We start from the raw sequence: 14,959 nt of genomic DNA, 5'->3' as shown, positions 1-14,959 counted from the left end.
GAGCGGTCATGCGTGCTAGGAAAGTGCTCGTCGCGACGTTGGCCGTACTGGTCGCGGCCACGACGACCGCGGGAGCAGCCACGATCGACAACCGACACGGCGGCTTCGCCGGGCGTTTCGACCGTCCGCAGCACGGGTTCGCCCCGGCGAGCACGACGCTGCGCGACGGCAGCCCGGGCGAGGTCAACCTCGATCCGCAGCCGATCCGCGACGCCGAACAGTTCCTGAAGAGCTGGACGCAGCCGGACGCCAGCGGGCATCCGCACTTCTCCGGCGCGGTCGGCCTGCTCGTGCACGACGGCGTGGTCGTGGACCGTTACGCCGTCGGCGGCGCGCTCCGGTACGCCGACGCCAAGGGCACCGAACTGCCGCCGGACCAGCAGGTCCCGATGCGCAACGACACCATTTTCGACATGGCGTCGATCTCGAAGCTCTTCACCTCGATCGCCGCGCTGCAGCTGACCGAGCAGGGCAAGCTGGACGTCAACGCGCCGGTCGTGCGCTATCTGCCGGAGTTCGGCGTCAACGGCAAGCAGGACGTCACCGTGCTGCAGCTGCTCACCCACACCTCGGGCTTCGACGCCGACCCGTCACCGTCGCTCTGGGCTGGCTATCCCGACATCCCGTCGCGGCGCAAGGCCATCCTCGACAGCCCGCTCAAGAACGCGCCGGGCAGCACGTACCTGTACTCCGACCTCAACATGCTCACGCTGGGCCTGCTGATCGAGAAGCTGTCCGGCAAGCCGCTGGACCAGGTGGTGCACGACCGCATCACCGCGCCGCTCGGCATGGTTGACACCGGCTACAACCCGCCCGCGTCGAAGCTCGACCGCATCGCCGCGACCGAGTACGAGACGACGCCGCCGCGCGGGCTCGTGCGCGGACAGGTGCACGACGAGAACGCCTGGTCGCTCGGCGGCGTCGCCGGGCACGCCGGCGTCTTCTCCACGGCGAACGACATGGCCGTGCTCTCCCAGGCCATCCTCAACGGCGGCAGCTACCGCGGGCACCGGATCCTGCGGCCGGACACCGTCACGAAGATGCTGACGAACTACAACCAGCGCTTCCCCGGCGACGAGCACGGGCTCGGCTTCGAACTGGACCAGCCCTGGTACATGGGCGCGCTGGCGTCGCCGATCAGCGCGGGCCACACCGGCTTCACCGGCACCACGCTGGTCATCGATCCCGAGTCGCGGTCGTTCGCGTTGCTGCTCACCAACCGCGTGCACCCCACGCGCACCTGGGGTTCCATCAACACCGCCCGCCAGGTCTGGGCGACCTCGCTCGCGAAGGCGATGGCCGTGCGGCCGGTCCAGGGCCCCGACGCCTGGTACGCGAGCCTGGGAAACAACGGCGTCGCTACGCTCAGTACCCAACCGCTTCCAGCAGGTGCACCACTGCGCGTGTCCTTCGCCGCTTTCGTCGACACAGAGGGCCCGAGCGACCCGCTGCGGCTCGAATCGAGCACCGACGGGGTTAATTGGCAACCTGTTCCGCTCCAGGCCCGTGGCCCGGGCGCACCCGGCGACGAGACGTCCGCGCTCGGCGGACACGGGCACCGCTCCTGGTGGCGGGTGTCCGCGGAGGTGCCCGCCGCCGCGGCTACCTCGCTCCGGTGGCGTTACAGCACCGATCCGAATTACACGGGACGGGGAGTTTCCCTCGATAGTGTGAAAGTCACCCAACGCGGCCACGTCGTTCTCGATGGTGAGCGAAACCCCGCGGAGCTGGCCTCTTCGGGTTGGAATTTGAGCGCTCGGTAGGCACCCCGCCGCGCATTGCCACCTTCGTGTCCCCACTCAGTGGAACAAGACTCCTTCGCTAGACACACTTAGTTGCCAAGTCGTTAGCTTGAGGTCGTTAACACCGTGGACTCGGTTGGCGACTTTCTTGACAACGATTAATCGCAAACCGAAGTCCGCAGACACGGACGGGTTGTGGTTCTGCCGAAGGATGTGGGTAGCCTTGTCGCAAATGCCAACGGTTAGTAACTTTCCGACGGCGGATGATGCGGGATCCGTAATCAGCAGCGCACCCTCCGAGCACCTCGCAGGTCAGGCGACGGCGCGCGACGCGGATGCGAGCCCCCTGGTCCGCATTCGCTCGCTGCTGCCCGGACTCGCCCGGGCCGAGCAGAGGGTCGCGAAGGTTGTCCTGGAAGACCCGGCCGCCGTCGCGCGCCGCAGCATCACCGAGGTCGCGCTCGCCGCGAACACCTCCGAGACCACTGTGACGCGCTTCTGCAAGGCCGTCGGCGTCGGCGGCTACCCGCAGCTGCGCATCGCGCTCGCCGCGGACACCGCCCGCACCGAGGCGCGCACCTCGCGCAACCTCGGCGGCGAGATCGGCCCCGGCGACGACCTGGCGTCCGTCATCGGCAAGGTCAGCTTCGCCGACGCGCGCGCCGTCGAAGAGACCGCCGACCAGCTCGACGTCGCCGCGCTGCAGAGCGTGATCGACCTCGTCGCCGAAGCCGGCCGGGTCGACGTGTACGGCGTGGGCGCAAGCGCTTTCGTCGCCGCTGACCTGCAGCAGAAGCTGCACCGGATCGGCCGCGTCAGCTTCTCCTGGTCGGACACGCACATCATGCTGACCTCGGCCGCCGTGCTGAAGCCGGGCGACGTCGCGGTCGGCATCTCGCACACCGGCGCGACCACGGACACCGTCGAGGCGCTGCGGGTCGCACGCGAGCACGGCGCGGTGACCGTCGCGGTCACGAACTTCCCGCGCTCGCCGATCACCGAGGTCGCCGACCACGTGCTCACCACGGCGGCCCGCGAAACCACCTTCCGGTCCGGGGCCACCGCCAGCCGGATCGCCCAGCTGACCGTCATCGACTGCCTCTTCATCGGCGTCGCGCAGCGGCACATGGAGGCGTCGGTCAGCGCCTTGGACGCCACGAGGGACGCGGTCGGCTCGCACCGGCTCGGGGTCAGACCCGACGGTCGTCGTCGTCCGCGGGAAACCGGCAAATGAACCAAGAAGCGAGGATCTGATGTCCGTCCCTTGCCAGACGGTGCACGTCGATTCGCCCACCGAACAACGAAACCCGCGCACGGTGGACATCGATCTGATGTCCACCATGGGGATCCTCGGCGCGATCAACGCCGAGGACCGCCGGGTGCCGGACGCGGTGGCCGCGGTGCTGCCGCAGCTGGCCCGCGCGGTCGACTACGCCGTCGAGGCGCTGCGCGGCGGGGGGCGCGTGCATTACGTCGGCGCGGGCACCTCGGGCCGCCTCGCGACGCTGGACGCGGCTGAGCTCGTGCCGACGTTCAACGTGCCCGGCGACTGGTTCATCGCCCACCACGCGGGCGGTGAGAAGGCGCTGCGGCAGGCCGTCGAGAACGCCGAGGACGACGCGGACGCCGGCGCGGCGGAAATCGCCGGGTCGGTGCGGCCGGGCGATTTCGTGCTCGGTCTCGCGGCCTCCGGGCGCACTCCGTACGTGCTCGGCGCGCTCGCCGAAGCCAGCCGGATCGGCGCGCACACCGGGCTCGTCTCGGCGAACCCGCGCGCCGCGCAACCGGCTGGCGTGGACGTCCTGATCGCCGTCGCCACCGGTCCGGAGGCCATCGCGGGCTCGACCCGGATGAAGGCGGGCACGGCGCAGAAGCTGATCCTCACCGCGTTCTCCAGCGCGACGATGATCAAGCTGGGCAAGACGTACTCGAACCTGATGGTGAGCATGCGCGCGACGAACGCGAAGCTGCGCGGCCGCACCATCCGGATCCTGCAGGAAGCCACCGGCATGACCATGGCCGACTGCTCGGACGCGCTCACCGAAGCGGGCGGCGACCTCAAGGTCGCGCTCGTGCACCTGCTGTCCGGCTGCGACGTCACGCGTTCCGCCGAGGCGCTGTCCGCGGCGGGCGGGCACGTCCGCAAGGCGCTCGACTCGCTGCACCTGCGCGCCGGCTGAGCTTTACCCGATTGTCCGTGAAGGGCCCCTTGCGAGAATCTGATTCCCGCAAGGGGCCCTTCACGGCTTTCCGGCGAGCGAGAGGACGGCGATGACGCAGCGGCTCACTCGCGGCGACCGGTGGTCGATCGGCGGCATGGCGGCCGTGATCCTGCTGCTCAACCTCGTCGGCTGGGGGTTGCTGGTGCTGGTGGTCGCGCCTGAGCATTACGCGCTCGGTGCGGGCGGCACGTTCGGCATCGGCCTCGGGGTCACCGCGTTCACGCTCGGCATGCGGCACGCGTTCGACGCCGACCACATCGCCGCCATCGACAACACCACGCGCAAGCTGATGGCCGACGGGCAGCGTCCGCTGTCGGTCGGGTTCTGGTTCTCCCTCGGGCATTCGACGATCGTCTTCGCGCTGTGCCTGCTGCTGTCGACGGGCGTCCGCGCGATCGCCGGACAACTGGAGGACGACGGTTCCGCGCTGCACGAGACGACCGGCCTGATCGGCACGTCGGTGTCCGGGGTTTTCCTGTACCTGATCGCGATCATGAACCTGGTCGTGCTCGTCGGGATCGCGCGCGTGTTCGCCCGGATGCGCCGCGGCGAACTGGACGAGGCGGAACTGGAACGTCATCTCGACAACCGCGGCCTGATGAACCGGCTGTTGCGCGGAGCCACCAAAGCGGTGCGGAAGCCGTGGCACATCTATCCGGTGGGAGTCCTTTTCGGACTCGGTTTCGACACCGCGACGGAAATCGGATTGCTCGTCCTCGCCGCGGGCGCGGCCGCGTTCTCCTTGCCCTGGTACGCGATTCTCGTGCTGCCGATCTTGTTCGCCGCCGGAATGAGCCTGTTCGACGCCGCCGACGGCGTGCTCATGAACTACGCATACGGCTGGGCGTTTTCCCGTCCGATCCGGAAGATTTACTACAACCTCACGGTCACCGCGCTTTCCGTGGCGGTCGCGCTCGGCATCGGGACCATCGAACTGGTGACGCTGCTCGCCGAGAAGCTCGGCATCACGTCCGGCCCGCTCGCCGCGATCGCCTCGGTGGACCTCGACTACGTGGGCTTCGCGATCGTCGGGCTGTTCGTGATCACCTGGTCGGCCGCGTTCGCGATCTGGAAATTCGGGAGAATAGAGGAGAAGTGGGCCGCGCGGCTGGGTGCCGCCGACTGACACCGCAGGGGGCACTGTGAAGGGACAACTGCCGATACTGGCCAGAGCGCTGGCGCTCGTGTTCCGCCGCCAGACCGACGTGCCGCCGGACGGCGTCGCGATCCACTACAGCCGCGGCATCCGTCCGCTGTTCTGGGTGATGCTGGCGGTCAACCCGGTCGACATCGTGCTGGTCGAGGTCGTGGTGAAGTCGGTTCCGGTGCGGATCGTGTTGCTGGTGCTGGAAATCCTGGGCGCGCTCGCGTTCTTGGCACTCGTCGCGACGCTCTACAAGTACCCGCACGCAGTCAGCCGCGACGGGCTCCGCGTGCGGTATCTGTCCTTCTTCGACCATCGGATCCCGTTGGCCAGCATCGATTCGGTCCGGCAGGCGAGCCGGTCACTCAAGGAACGCGGCGGGGTCAGCGTGCCCGAAGACGGCGTGCTGGCCGTGGGAATCAGCCAGGCGACCAACATCTCGGTCACCCTGTGCGCACCGCGGCTGGTCGACCTCGGCCGCAAGGGCACCGTCGAGATCACTCGGCTCGACCTCTGGGCCGACGATCCGCGGGCCGCCGTCGCGGCGATCCGGGACCAGCTGCCCGCGAGCGTGTGAAGCTGCCGGGAGCGGCGGCGGATCCCCCTGCCGCCGCCCCGGCACCACCCCCAGTACCCCCAGCGCGCCTCAGAACGAGCCGACCGGCTGGCGGATCGCGGCGTTGAGCCGGTTCCACACGTTGATGCCGGCGATGGACAGCAGCAGCGACGAGAGCTCCTTCTCGTCGTAGATGTCCGCGGCGGCGTCCCAGACCTCGTCCGGCACCGGGTCCGACCGGTCGGCGAGCCGGGTCACGTGCTCGGCCAGGTCCAGCGCGGCACGCTCGGCGTCGGTGAAGTAGGGCGATTCGCGCCACGCGCCGACGCCCCAGATCCGCTCGTCCTTCTCGCCCGCTTCCTTCATCTCCCGCGAGTGCATGTCGACGCACATGCTGCAGCCGTTGATCTGGCTCACCCGCAGGTGGATCAGGTGGTGCGTGGTCGCGGGCACCGTGCTGTCGTTCGTGGCCTTGCTCAGCGCCATCAGCGCCTTCATGGCGTCCGGCTGAACCTGGATCGGGTGGGTCATCCGAGCCTGCATGGTGATCTCCTCCTGTCACGCCCGCCTCGTTCGGCGGGTCTTGCTGGTATGACCCGGCCCAAGGAGAAGATGTGACAGTGCGGGACGAAAAACAGGACGAGAATTTTTGGGCGGCTCAGTTCGAGGAGCATCGGCCCAGGTTGCGGGCGGTGGCGTACCGGATGCTCGGTTCGTTCGCCGAGGCCGACGACGCCATCCAGGAGACCTGGCTGCGGGTGACGCGGTCGTCGGGAGAGGACGTCCGCAACACCGGCAGCTGGCTGACGACGATCGTGTCGCGGCAGTGCCTCAACATGCTGCGCTCGCGCGCGAGCCGGCGCGAGGACCCGCTGGACATCCGGGTGCCGGACCCGGTCGTGGAGACCGGGGACGGCGTCGACCCGGCGGAACAGGAGGTCCTCGCGGACTCGGTGGGGCTCGCCCTGCTGGTGGTCCTGGAGGCGCTCGACCCGGCGGAACGGCTCGCGTTCGTCCTGCACGACATGTTCGCCGTGCCGTTCGACGAGATCGCGACGATGCTCGACAAGAACACCGCCGCGGTACGGCAGCTGGCGAGCCGGGCGCGCCGCCGCGTGCAGGGGGTGACCCCGGCCGGTCCGGCGGATCGAGCGCAGCAGCGCAAGATCGCGGACGCCTGGCTCACCGCCGCGCGCGGCGGCAACCTCGAGGGGCTCGTCGCCCTGCTGCACCCGGACGCCCTGCTGCGCGTCGACACCGGCGGACTCGGCTCGAAGGTCGTGCGCGGCGCGGCCGAGGTCGCGGGCAGCGCGTCGCAGTTCCGCCCGGACGGTCTGGTGTCGCAGTACGCGACCGTCAACGGCGGTCCTGGCTTCGTCGCCCGGCGCGACGGGAAGGCGGTTTCGGTGCTGTCGTTCACCGTGGCCGACGGGTTGATCACGGAGATCAACATCCTCGCCGACGTCGAGCGGATCGCGGCGCTGAACTTCTGAGGTCAGCCGAGCCGGTCCAGGGCGGCTACCGCTTCGGCGGGCAGCTGCACCTGGCCGGCCGCGAGGTTTTCGGCGAGATGCGCGGAGCTCGCCGTGCCCGCGATCAGGAGCGTGCCCGCGTAGCGTTGCAACAGCCAGGCCAGCGCGACCTGCGCCGGGGTGCAGCCGAGTTCGGCCGCGATCCCGGTCACGACCGGATTGCCGCGCACGTCCTGGCCCAGCTCGAACGCGGAGCCCAGCGGGAAGTACGGCACCCAGGCGATTTCGTGGTCCCGGCACAGCTCCAGCGCCGGTTCCGTGGCGCGGTAGAGCACGTTGTAGGAGTTCTGCACGCAGACGATCTCGGCTCCGAGCGCGTGCCGGAGCTGGTCGGCGGACACGTTGCTGAGCCCTAGCGAGCCGATCTTTCCCGCGTCGCGCAGGGAAATCAGCTCGGCGAGCTGGTCGTCGATGTCGACGAGCTGGTCGCCTTCCGCGATCAGGCCGGGTCCGGCGTCCGCGCGGCGCAGGTTGACCACGTCGAGCTGTTCGACGCCGAGCGCGGCGAGGTTGGCCTCGACCTGCGCCCGCAGCTGCTCGGGCTGTTGCGCGAGCCGGAGCCGTTGCGCTGATTCCTCGGCGCCGACCTTGGTCACCACGACCAGGTCGTCCGGATAGGGCGCAAAGGCTTCGCGGATCAGGTCGTTGCAGCGGCCGTCGCTGTAGAACTGGGCGGTGTCGAGGTGGTTCACACCCGCGTTGGCCGCCTCGCGCAGCAGTTTCACCTGGTCAGCGCGGTCGGTTCCGGGGCGGCCGAGTTGCATCACGCCGTAGCCGATTCGCGCGACCTCGCGGCCGGCGAGCTTCGCGGTGCCGCCTGGAGCAGTGGTTGCCGTCATGAGGAAAGACTCCTGCCGTGGCATAGTGAAAGATGATGCGGAGGCGCCTCCGTATTTCCACCGTAGCAGAATCGGAGGACCCTCCGCTTTGTCGAGCGCCAAGAAACCGCGCGCGGACGCCGAACGCAACCGGCTTCGCCTGCTCGCCGCTGCCCGCAAAGCGTTCGGCGAAGGCGACGAGCCAGTGACGTTGGAGCGCGTCGCGCGCGAAGCGGGTGTCGGCATCGGGACGCTCTACCGTCACTTCCCTACCCGCGAAGCACTGGTCGAAGCGCTGTACCGGGACGAGTTGGCTCAGGTCGTCGCGAGTGCGCCGAAGCTGCTTGAGAGCGAGAAGCCGCTTCGCGCGCTGCGCCGGTGGATGGACCGCTTCGCCGAGTACGCGAGTACGAAGTACGACATGGCCGACACGCTGCGCGCGATCATCGAGGCGGGCACGGTCGACATGACGCAAGTCCGCGCCGAACTGACCGAGGCCGTCCAGCTGATCATGGACGCTGGTGCGGCCGATGGCACGCTTCGAACGGACGTCCGGGCGCAGGACGTGGTCGTGACGGTGGTCGGTGCGTGCAGCATGCGGACGCTGCCGGACGGGCCGGAGCAACTGGACCGGATGCTCGATCTGATCCTCGCCGGGGTCCGTCAGCCGCCGAGTTGATGCACGCGCAGCGCGAGCTGGATCTCCAACGAGCGTTCCGGCTCGCGCCAATCCTCGCCCAGCAGCACCGCGAGGCGTTCCATCCGCTGCGCGACCGTGTTGACGTGGACGTGCAGGGTTTCCTTTGCCCGCGCCAAATTCCCGCCTGCCGCGTAGTACGCACGCAGCGTGCCGATAAGGTCGGTGCCGCGGCGGGCGTCGTAGTCGAGGACCGGTCCGAGTGTCGCGCGGACGTAGCCAGACAGGTCGGAATGCCTGCCGAGCAGGACGCCGAGGAACCCGAGGTCGGCCATCGCCGCGCCGTCGCCTTCGCGGCCGAGAGCGAGCAGGGTATTAACGCATCGAACAGCTTCAGTGTACGCCTGCGCCAACGCTTCCGGGCCACTCGCCGGACCAGCCGCGCCGACGGTCACCGGACAGTCCACAACGGACTTCAGCTCGGCCGCGATCCCTGCTGCCGCAGGCTGATCCGGAGCGAGTGCGACAACTTGCTCCGCGTGAACACCGACCAAATCCCCGTACCGTGCACAGGCTGCGGCGAGCCCGCGTCGAGAAATGCCGGACGCATGTGCGACCAAAACCGCGTGCGGTGCCGACAAATCGACCCCCAACCGGCGTGCGCGAGCGACCAACGAGCCCGGGTTACGAGTCGGCGCGGTAAGCAGGTCGGTCAGCAACTCGCCGCGTACTTGATCCTCGGCTTGCGCGACGGAACGACGCAGCAGCAACAGCAACGCCGTGACAACCGCAGCCCGTTCAAAGAGCCGACGATCGTCCCCGGCTAGCTCGGGCCGCCCGGAGAGCGTCAGGCTGCCGAGCAGTTCGCGGCCCGCCCGCACTGCGCAGACCCATGCGTCCTTTGTGGACACAGCGCGTCCATTGGCGTGCGATGAAGCAACCGCGGCAGCGTCAAAATCGACCGCAGTACCGGCCAGCAGGCCGCCTTCCTCGTCGTGCACAGCGATCGATCCGCGCAACACACCGGCCACTTCCGCCGCCACCGCAGGCAAATCCGCGCCGCCGAGCACGAGGTCCATCAACCGGTCGTGCGCGTCGTCGGCGCGGCGCATCGTCGCGTTGGCCGCGTTCAGTTCCGCGGCCGCGGATCGCGTTTCTTCCAGCAGATGCGCGGTGTCCAACGCGATCGCGGCGTGCGCGGCCAACGATGACAGCAGCGCGACTTCCGCCGTCGAGAATGCCCGCGACGACCGGTCGGACGCATACAGCACGCCCAACACCTTGCCGCCGATCGCCAGCGGCACGCCGAGGATCGCCTTCAACCCCTCCTCGCGGACACCCGCGTCGATCGGATTCGTGTGCCGGAACCGCTCGTCCTCGAAGTAGTCCGCGGTCGCGTAGGGACGCGCGGTTTGCGCTACGAGCCCGCCGAGCCCCTCGCCCATCCCCAGGACAATCTGCTGGAACAGCGCGGAAACCGACCCGTCGGTGACCCGGATGTACGTCTCGCCGTTCGCCTCGTCGTTGAGGCTGAGGTACGAAACGTCCACGCCCAGCAACGTCCGCGCGCGCCGGACAATCGACCGCAGCACCGCGTCCGGATCGCGCAACCGGGCGAGGTCGCTGGCGGTGTCGAACAACGCGGTCAGCTCGGCTTCCCGCCGCCGGTGCTCGCTGAGCGTCTCGCGGATCCGCAACGCCAGCTCGGTCGCCGAACCGATCGCGGCGGACTGTTCCGCGGACAACCCCCGGGCAGCGACGTGCGCCAGCTGCTCGCTGCTCGCTCCGGCGGCGAGCAGTTCGAGCAGCCGGCGATACGCCTCGGCAGTGGGGTCCACACCCGTCATGCTGTCATTGAAGCCTGCCGTTCGGCCGCCGTCTCGTGCAGCGACGCGCCGCGCGTCTCCCGGGCGGCGAGCAGCGCGACCAGCGACAACAGGCACATCGCGACCACGTAGACCGAAACCGGCACCGTCGAGTGGTACGCCTCGAACAGCGCCACCGCGATCAACGGCGCGACCGCACCGGCCGCGATGGATGACAGCTGGCCGCCGACCGAAAGCCCGGTATAGCGCACGCGCGTCGGGAATTGTTCCGCGAAGAACGCCGCCTGCGGCCCGTACATCGCACCGTGCACGACCAGCCCGATCACCGCCGCGCCGATCACCGAACCTGTCGTGCGCAAGTCGAGCAGCCAGAAGAAACCAAACGACCAAGCGGCCATCCCGACCACGCCGAACAGGTACACCGGCTTCCGGCCGATCTTGTCGGACAGCAAGCCCCACAAGGGAATCGTCACGAAGTGCACCGCCGACGCGACGAGCACCGCGGTCAGCCCGGTCGCCTTCGGCAGGCCGAGTCCGGTGGTCACGTACACGAGAATGAACGCGGTGATCACGTAGTAGGACACGTTTTCCGCGATGCGCGCGCCGAACGTCACTGCCAGCGCGCGGAAGTGCCCGCGGAAAACGTCGACAATCGGTGCCTGCTCACGCTCGTCCGCGGCAGCCTTCGCCGCGATGAACACCGGCGATTCCGAAACCGCCAGCCGGATCCAGAGACCGAGCACCACCAGCACGCCGGAAAGCAAGAACGGAACCCGCCAGCCCCAAGCCTGGAAGGTCGCGTCCGACTGTGCCGACGCCAGGATCGTGAGCACCGCCGTGGCCAGCAGGTTCCCGGCCGGAACGCCGGTCTGCGGCCACGACGCCCAGAACCCGCGCCGCCGGTCGTCGCCGTGCTCGGACACCAGCAGCACCGCGCCGCCCCACTCGCCGCCGAGCGCGAAGCCCTGGATCAGCCGCAGCAGCGTGAGCAGGACCGGCGCGAGCACGCCGACCGCGCTGTAGGTGGGCAGCAACCCCATCGCGAACGTCGAGCCGCCCATCATCAGGAGGCTCACGACCAGCAGTTTCTTGCGTCCGATCCGGTCGCCGAAGTGCCCGAACACGAGCCCGCCGATCGGCCGCGCGAGGAAGCCGACCGCGTAGGTGAGCAAGGCCAGCAGGGTGCCGGTGAGCGGGTCGGCGGTCGGGAAGAACAGCTTGTTGAAGACCAGCGCGGCGGCCGAGGTGTAGAGGAAGAAGTCGTACCACTCGATGGTGGTTCCGATCAGCCCGGCTCCGACGACGCGCAGCAGCTTTTTGTCCATAATGGACTCCACTCCGTTGTGGGGAAAGGGGGATTCAGCCAGCGGTCCAGCCGCCGTCAACGGGAAGCGACGCGCCGGTGACGTGCGCGGCGGACTCGCCGCACAGCCACACCACGAGATCGGCGACGTCCTCGGGTTCGATCAATCGCTTGATCGCGGCCCGGCGCAGCAAAACCTGTTCCAGCACTTCTTCCGGCGGCACCCCGTGCTCGGCCGCCTGCGCTTCGATCTGACCGGTGACGAGCGGCGTACGAACGTAGCCGGGGTTCACGCAGTTGCTAGTCACGCCGTGCTCGGCACCTTCGAGAGCGGCCACTTTGGACAGTCCCTCGAGCGCGTGTTTCGCCGTGACGTAAGCAGCTTTGTACGGACTCGCCCGCACACCGTGCACGCTGGACATGTTGACGATCCGTCCCCAGCCGCGCGCGTACATCGCGGGCAGGCACTGGCGGATCAACAGAAACGGCGCGGTCACCATCAACGACTGGATGAAAGCGAACCGCTCCGGCGGGAATTCCGGCAACGGGGCGACGTGCTGCACGCCCGCGTTGTTGACGAGCACGTCGACGTCCGCGGGCAACCTCGGCAGCGCCGCCGGGTCGGTCAGGTCCACCACGTGCGCCTGCCCGCCGACCTCAGCGGCAGCCGCCTCCGCCCCGGCGACGTCCACGACGTGCACCTTGGCCCCGGCCGCGCCGAACGCCCGCACACAGGCCAGCCCGATGCCGCTGCCGCCGCCGGTCACCAGCGCGGTGCGCCCGGCGAGGGAACTGTCACTGGTCATGGCCGGAAACAGTAAGTCGCTCCGACCTGGGCGACCATGGGTCAATCCACCACAGAACGCTGATTCTCTATGTGGTCAGCCCACGCTGGAAACTTAATCTTCGTCCATCACGATCAGCTCGAACCCGTGGCCGTTGCAGGTGGGACACACCGCGTCGAACACGGCACCACCGCCATGGCAGTCCGGGCAAAGGCCGTCGTGCCAACTGGTTCCCGAGACGTCGCAATGCGGCCGCGGGTAATGGGTATCCGGCAGGCAGCATTCCGCGCCGGTTTCGGCGTGTCGCCGACGGCAGAGGTCGCGTCCTCCAGGCTTGATCATGCCTTCAGCATCACACAGCTCGGCCCGGGTCAGCCAGCGGCCGACGAGATGCTCCGCGCCTCGCTCGCCCCGATTTCGAACGCCTCGCAGCAGAAGAGCAGCCACTCGCGCACGCCGTCGGCCGTGCCGCCAGCGAACCCTTGCGCCAGCTCGACATACCGTGGCACCCGCCGGAAATAGGCGACTTCCGGCACCGTCAACGCCTTCGGGTCAAGCCCGGTGGCCACCATCGACAGGCGAGCCGCCGCCCGGGCGACCACCCCGTCCGCCGAACCGAACGGCGACAGCGCCAGCAACTCGCCGTGCACCACCGCGGTGAGCACCGGGCCGGGCACCGAGGTCGCGCCGGTGACGAGCTGAGCCAGCATCTCCAGCCGCTCGCCGCCACGCTGCGGACGGCCGAGCTGATCCGGATCGGACACCACGTCCGACGCGGCCAGCAAGTGCAGCCGGGCGACCGTCTGCAGCGGAGCCCGCCGCCACGTCGGCAGCAACGACTCCAGCTTCTCCGCGACCCGCAGCGCCCCGGCGAGCAGCGGGTCGGTCACCGAACCGTCTTCCGGCAGTTCGGGATTGGCCCCGTCGTTCCCCGCCGAAGCCCGAGCTGCCCGAACCGAAGCCTCCGCCGCGGTCTCCGCGCCGCCCCGCAGGTTCGCGGGCAGCCGGTGCACGGCGAAGACGGCGTCCTGCGCGGCTTTGGCTGCCGCGGCGACGCCGTCCAGCTCCAGCAACGGCTTCAGGGGATCACTCATGCGTCGAGCACCTGCCCCGCGCGCTCCACCACCGGAGGCAGCACCGACCAGGTGAAGTTGATCCACCGGTCAGTCCGCTTCCACACGTATTCGCACTTCACCGTCGAGGCGGGCTTCTCATAGACCACGGCGCACCGCACGTCCGCGACGTGGTCGGCGCAGAAGTCGCGGACCAGCTTGAGCGTCGCGCCGGTGTCCGCGACGTCGTCGGTGACCAGCACCTTCTTGTGTGTGAGATCCACCACGTTGGGCACCGGCGGCAGCATGACCGGAAGGTCCAGCCGCTGGTCGACGCCGGTGTAGAACTCGACGTTCATCACGTGCAGGTTCTTCACGTCGAGCGCGTACCCGAGCGCGCCGGCGACGAACAGCCCGCCGCGCGCGATGGACAGGATGAGGTCGGGCGCGAACCCGTCCTCGGCCACCGCCTCCGCCAGCTCCCGGCTCGCCGAACCGAACAACTCCCAGGTGAGGTTTTCTCGCTCCTCGGCCATGCGCGCTCTCTTTCTCGGGTGGTCCGCCGAGCATAAGCGGCCGTAAAGTGGACTGCTGAAATGACTGGGAAATGGCACTTCGACACAGCCACTCGCCGTCGTAGCGTGAGTCCGTGACCTGGAGCGAGCACCCCATTCTGTCCGGCCGCCACGTACGGCTCGAACCCCTCGGCCTCGAGCACGCCGCCGGCCTGTTCGAAGCCGGAGCCGACCCGGGCATCTGGGCCTGGCTGAGCCTCCGCCAGCCCGCCGACCTCGGCGAAGCCGAGACGATGGTGAAGGACGCGCTCGCCGACCCGGACCGCCGCCCGTGGGCGCAGATCGACGTCGCGTCCGGCCGCGTCGCCGGAACCACTTCTTATTACCAGGTAGTAGCGAAGCACCGGATCCTCTCGATCGGGCACACCTGGATCGGCGCGGATTTCCAGCGCACCGCGCTCAACACCGAGTCCAAATTCCTCCTGCTGCGCAACGCCTTCGAGGACTGGGGCGCCCAGCGCGTCGCGTGGGAAACCGACAACCGCAACCTCCGGTCGCAACGCGCCATCGAACGACTCGGCGCGCTGCGCGAAGGGGTGCTGCGGGCGCACCGGATCCGTCCGGACGGCACGACCCGCGACACGGTGCTCTACTCGATGACGGACGCCGAGTGGCCGGGCGCCCGTGCCCGGCTGCTCGCCCGCCTCGGCTGAGCCTCGCCGCACTCCGCTTGGCGCTGTGCGCGCAACGTGGCTGCAACCTTGTCGTAGGCGGACTAACGTCGCTAGCGTTCCCTGAGCCGCGGGTTCGCACTACAGGAGGCTTTG

Annotated in this window: 16 protein-coding genes; 8 read left to right on the top strand and 8 right to left on the bottom strand. The window is 69.0% G+C overall.

All coding sequences use genetic code 11. The features are described 5' to 3' along the window. Window positions 1-8: 8 nt before the first annotated feature. The 5 genes from DMP23_RS36825 (at window position 9) to DMP23_RS36805 (ending at window position 5,685) form a co-directional block, all read left to right on the top strand. Window positions 9-1,763: a serine hydrolase gene (locus DMP23_RS36825; protein WP_337823782.1), complete on the top strand. Its 1,755-nt coding sequence runs from the start codon at window positions 9-11 to the stop codon at window positions 1,761-1,763. A gap of 211 nt (window positions 1,764-1,974) precedes the next feature. After that, complete coding sequence (locus tag DMP23_RS36820; RefSeq protein ID WP_037808359.1) at window positions 1,975-2,976, top strand: MurR/RpiR family transcriptional regulator; 1,002 nt, start codon at window positions 1,975-1,977, stop codon at window positions 2,974-2,976. A 16-nt stretch (window positions 2,977-2,992) separates the two neighbouring features. Further along, on the top strand, window positions 2,993-3,922 hold the full coding sequence (locus DMP23_RS36815; protein ID WP_106961109.1) for an N-acetylmuramic acid 6-phosphate etherase: 930 nt from the start codon (window positions 2,993-2,995) through the stop codon (window positions 3,920-3,922). A 91-nt stretch (window positions 3,923-4,013) separates the two neighbouring features. After that, a complete protein-coding gene (locus tag DMP23_RS36810) occupies window positions 4,014-5,090 on the top strand; it encodes a HoxN/HupN/NixA family nickel/cobalt transporter (RefSeq protein WP_043827102.1) in 1,077 nt (358 codons plus the stop codon). 16 nt (window positions 5,091-5,106) lie between these two features. Beyond that, window positions 5,107-5,685: a hypothetical protein gene (locus DMP23_RS36805; RefSeq protein WP_337823781.1), complete on the top strand. Its 579-nt coding sequence runs from the start codon at window positions 5,107-5,109 to the stop codon at window positions 5,683-5,685. Between the two features lie 69 nt (window positions 5,686-5,754). Here DMP23_RS36805 and DMP23_RS36800 read toward each other — a convergent pair whose 3' ends face one another. Continuing rightward, on the bottom strand, window positions 5,755-6,195 hold the full coding sequence (locus DMP23_RS36800) for a carboxymuconolactone decarboxylase family protein (RefSeq protein ID WP_238603934.1): 441 nt from the start codon (window positions 6,193-6,195) through the stop codon (window positions 5,755-5,757). 83 nt (window positions 6,196-6,278) lie between these two features. Between DMP23_RS36800 and DMP23_RS36795 the strand changes: the two genes are divergently transcribed. Continuing rightward, window positions 6,279-7,157 (top strand): sigma-70 family RNA polymerase sigma factor, encoded by an 879-nt coding sequence (locus DMP23_RS36795; RefSeq protein ID WP_134662034.1) that lies wholly within the window; start codon window positions 6,279-6,281, stop codon window positions 7,155-7,157. A 2-nt stretch (window positions 7,158-7,159) separates the two neighbouring features. On the opposite strand, the gene DMP23_RS36790 is transcribed toward DMP23_RS36795, so the two are convergent. Continuing rightward, window positions 7,160-8,035, bottom strand: a complete 876-nt coding sequence (locus DMP23_RS36790) for an aldo/keto reductase (RefSeq protein WP_337823780.1) — start codon at window positions 8,033-8,035, stop codon at window positions 7,160-7,162. Window positions 8,036-8,123: 88 nt separating this feature from the next. Between DMP23_RS36790 and DMP23_RS36785 the strand changes: the two genes are divergently transcribed. Next, window positions 8,124-8,693, top strand: a complete 570-nt coding sequence (locus tag DMP23_RS36785) for a TetR/AcrR family transcriptional regulator (RefSeq protein WP_037808368.1) — start codon at window positions 8,124-8,126, stop codon at window positions 8,691-8,693. Here the strand turns inward: DMP23_RS36785 and DMP23_RS36780 are convergent. The 6 genes from DMP23_RS36780 to DMP23_RS36755 all read right to left on the bottom strand — a co-directional run bounded on the left by DMP23_RS36780 (window position 8,678) and on the right by DMP23_RS36755 (window position 14,153). Further along, window positions 8,678-10,498 carry a helix-turn-helix domain-containing protein gene (locus DMP23_RS36780; RefSeq protein ID WP_336156730.1) on the bottom strand — a complete coding sequence of 607 codons (1,821 nt, stop codon included), beginning with the start codon at window positions 10,496-10,498 and terminating at the stop codon, window positions 8,678-8,680. The two genes, DMP23_RS36785 and DMP23_RS36780, sit on opposite strands and share 16 nt — an antisense overlap. Further along, window positions 10,495-11,802, bottom strand: a complete 1,308-nt coding sequence (locus DMP23_RS36775; RefSeq protein WP_337823779.1) for an MFS transporter — start codon at window positions 11,800-11,802, stop codon at window positions 10,495-10,497. The genes DMP23_RS36780 and DMP23_RS36775 overlap by 4 nt, the downstream gene beginning before the upstream one ends. A 34-nt stretch (window positions 11,803-11,836) precedes the next feature. Beyond that, the gene (locus DMP23_RS36770; protein WP_337823778.1) at window positions 11,837-12,586 is read right to left on the bottom strand and encodes a 3-hydroxybutyrate dehydrogenase; all 750 of its coding nucleotides are present in this window, start codon (window positions 12,584-12,586) and stop codon (window positions 11,837-11,839) included. 93 nt (window positions 12,587-12,679) lie between these two features. Continuing rightward, window positions 12,680-12,907, bottom strand: a complete 228-nt coding sequence (locus DMP23_RS36765; protein WP_134662040.1) for a hypothetical protein — start codon at window positions 12,905-12,907, stop codon at window positions 12,680-12,682. Window positions 12,908-12,936: 29 nt separating this feature from the next. Next, window positions 12,937-13,659, bottom strand: coding sequence for an oxidoreductase (locus DMP23_RS36760; protein WP_337823777.1), 723 nt, complete (start codon window positions 13,657-13,659; stop codon window positions 12,937-12,939). After that, window positions 13,656-14,153: a phosphoribosyltransferase gene (locus DMP23_RS36755; RefSeq protein ID WP_337823776.1), complete on the bottom strand. Its 498-nt coding sequence runs from the start codon at window positions 14,151-14,153 to the stop codon at window positions 13,656-13,658. The genes DMP23_RS36760 and DMP23_RS36755 overlap by 4 nt, the downstream gene beginning before the upstream one ends. A gap of 113 nt (window positions 14,154-14,266) precedes the next feature. Between DMP23_RS36755 and DMP23_RS36750 the strand changes: the two genes are divergently transcribed. Next, entirely contained in the window at window positions 14,267-14,845 is a 579-nt protein-coding gene (locus DMP23_RS36750; protein WP_337823775.1) for a GNAT family N-acetyltransferase, read from the top strand. Window positions 14,846-14,959: the final 114 nt, after the last annotated feature.

Origin of the sequence: Amycolatopsis sp. A1MSW2902 (assembly GCF_017312175.1) — a bacterium.
Taxonomy (GTDB): Bacteria; Actinomycetota; Actinomycetes; order Mycobacteriales; family Pseudonocardiaceae; genus Amycolatopsis; species Amycolatopsis nivea.
This window is presented reverse-complemented; position numbering and strand designations above follow the sequence as displayed.

Excerpts from the sequence above, each read along its gene's own strand:
- DMP23_RS36825 (WP_337823782.1), top strand. The coding sequence starts at position 9 with ATGCGTGCTAGGAAAGTGCTCGTCGCGACGTTGGCCGTACTGGTCGCG.
- DMP23_RS36820 (WP_037808359.1), top strand. The coding sequence starts at position 1,975 with ATGCCAACGGTTAGTAACTTTCCGACGGCGGATGATGCGGGATCCGTA.
- DMP23_RS36810 (WP_043827102.1), top strand. The coding sequence starts at position 4,014 with ATGACGCAGCGGCTCACTCGCGGCGACCGGTGGTCGATCGGCGGCATG.
- DMP23_RS36800 (WP_238603934.1), bottom strand. The coding sequence starts at position 6,195 with ATGACCCACCCGATCCAGGTTCAGCCGGACGCCATGAAGGCGCTGATG.
- DMP23_RS36790 (WP_337823780.1), bottom strand. The coding sequence starts at position 8,035 with ATGACGGCAACCACTGCTCCAGGCGGCACCGCGAAGCTCGCCGGCCGC.
- DMP23_RS36780 (WP_336156730.1), bottom strand. The coding sequence starts at position 10,498 with ATGACGGGTGTGGACCCCACTGCCGAGGCGTATCGCCGGCTGCTCGAA.
- DMP23_RS36775 (WP_337823779.1), bottom strand. The coding sequence starts at position 11,802 with ATGGACAAAAAGCTGCTGCGCGTCGTCGGAGCCGGGCTGATCGGAACC.
- DMP23_RS36770 (WP_337823778.1), bottom strand. The coding sequence starts at position 12,586 with ATGACCAGTGACAGTTCCCTCGCCGGGCGCACCGCGCTGGTGACCGGC.
- DMP23_RS36765 (WP_134662040.1), bottom strand. The coding sequence starts at position 12,907 with ATGATCAAGCCTGGAGGACGCGACCTCTGCCGTCGGCGACACGCCGAA.
- DMP23_RS36760 (WP_337823777.1), bottom strand. The coding sequence starts at position 13,659 with ATGAGTGATCCCCTGAAGCCGTTGCTGGAGCTGGACGGCGTCGCCGCG.
- DMP23_RS36755 (WP_337823776.1), bottom strand. The coding sequence starts at position 14,153 with ATGGCCGAGGAGCGAGAAAACCTCACCTGGGAGTTGTTCGGTTCGGCG.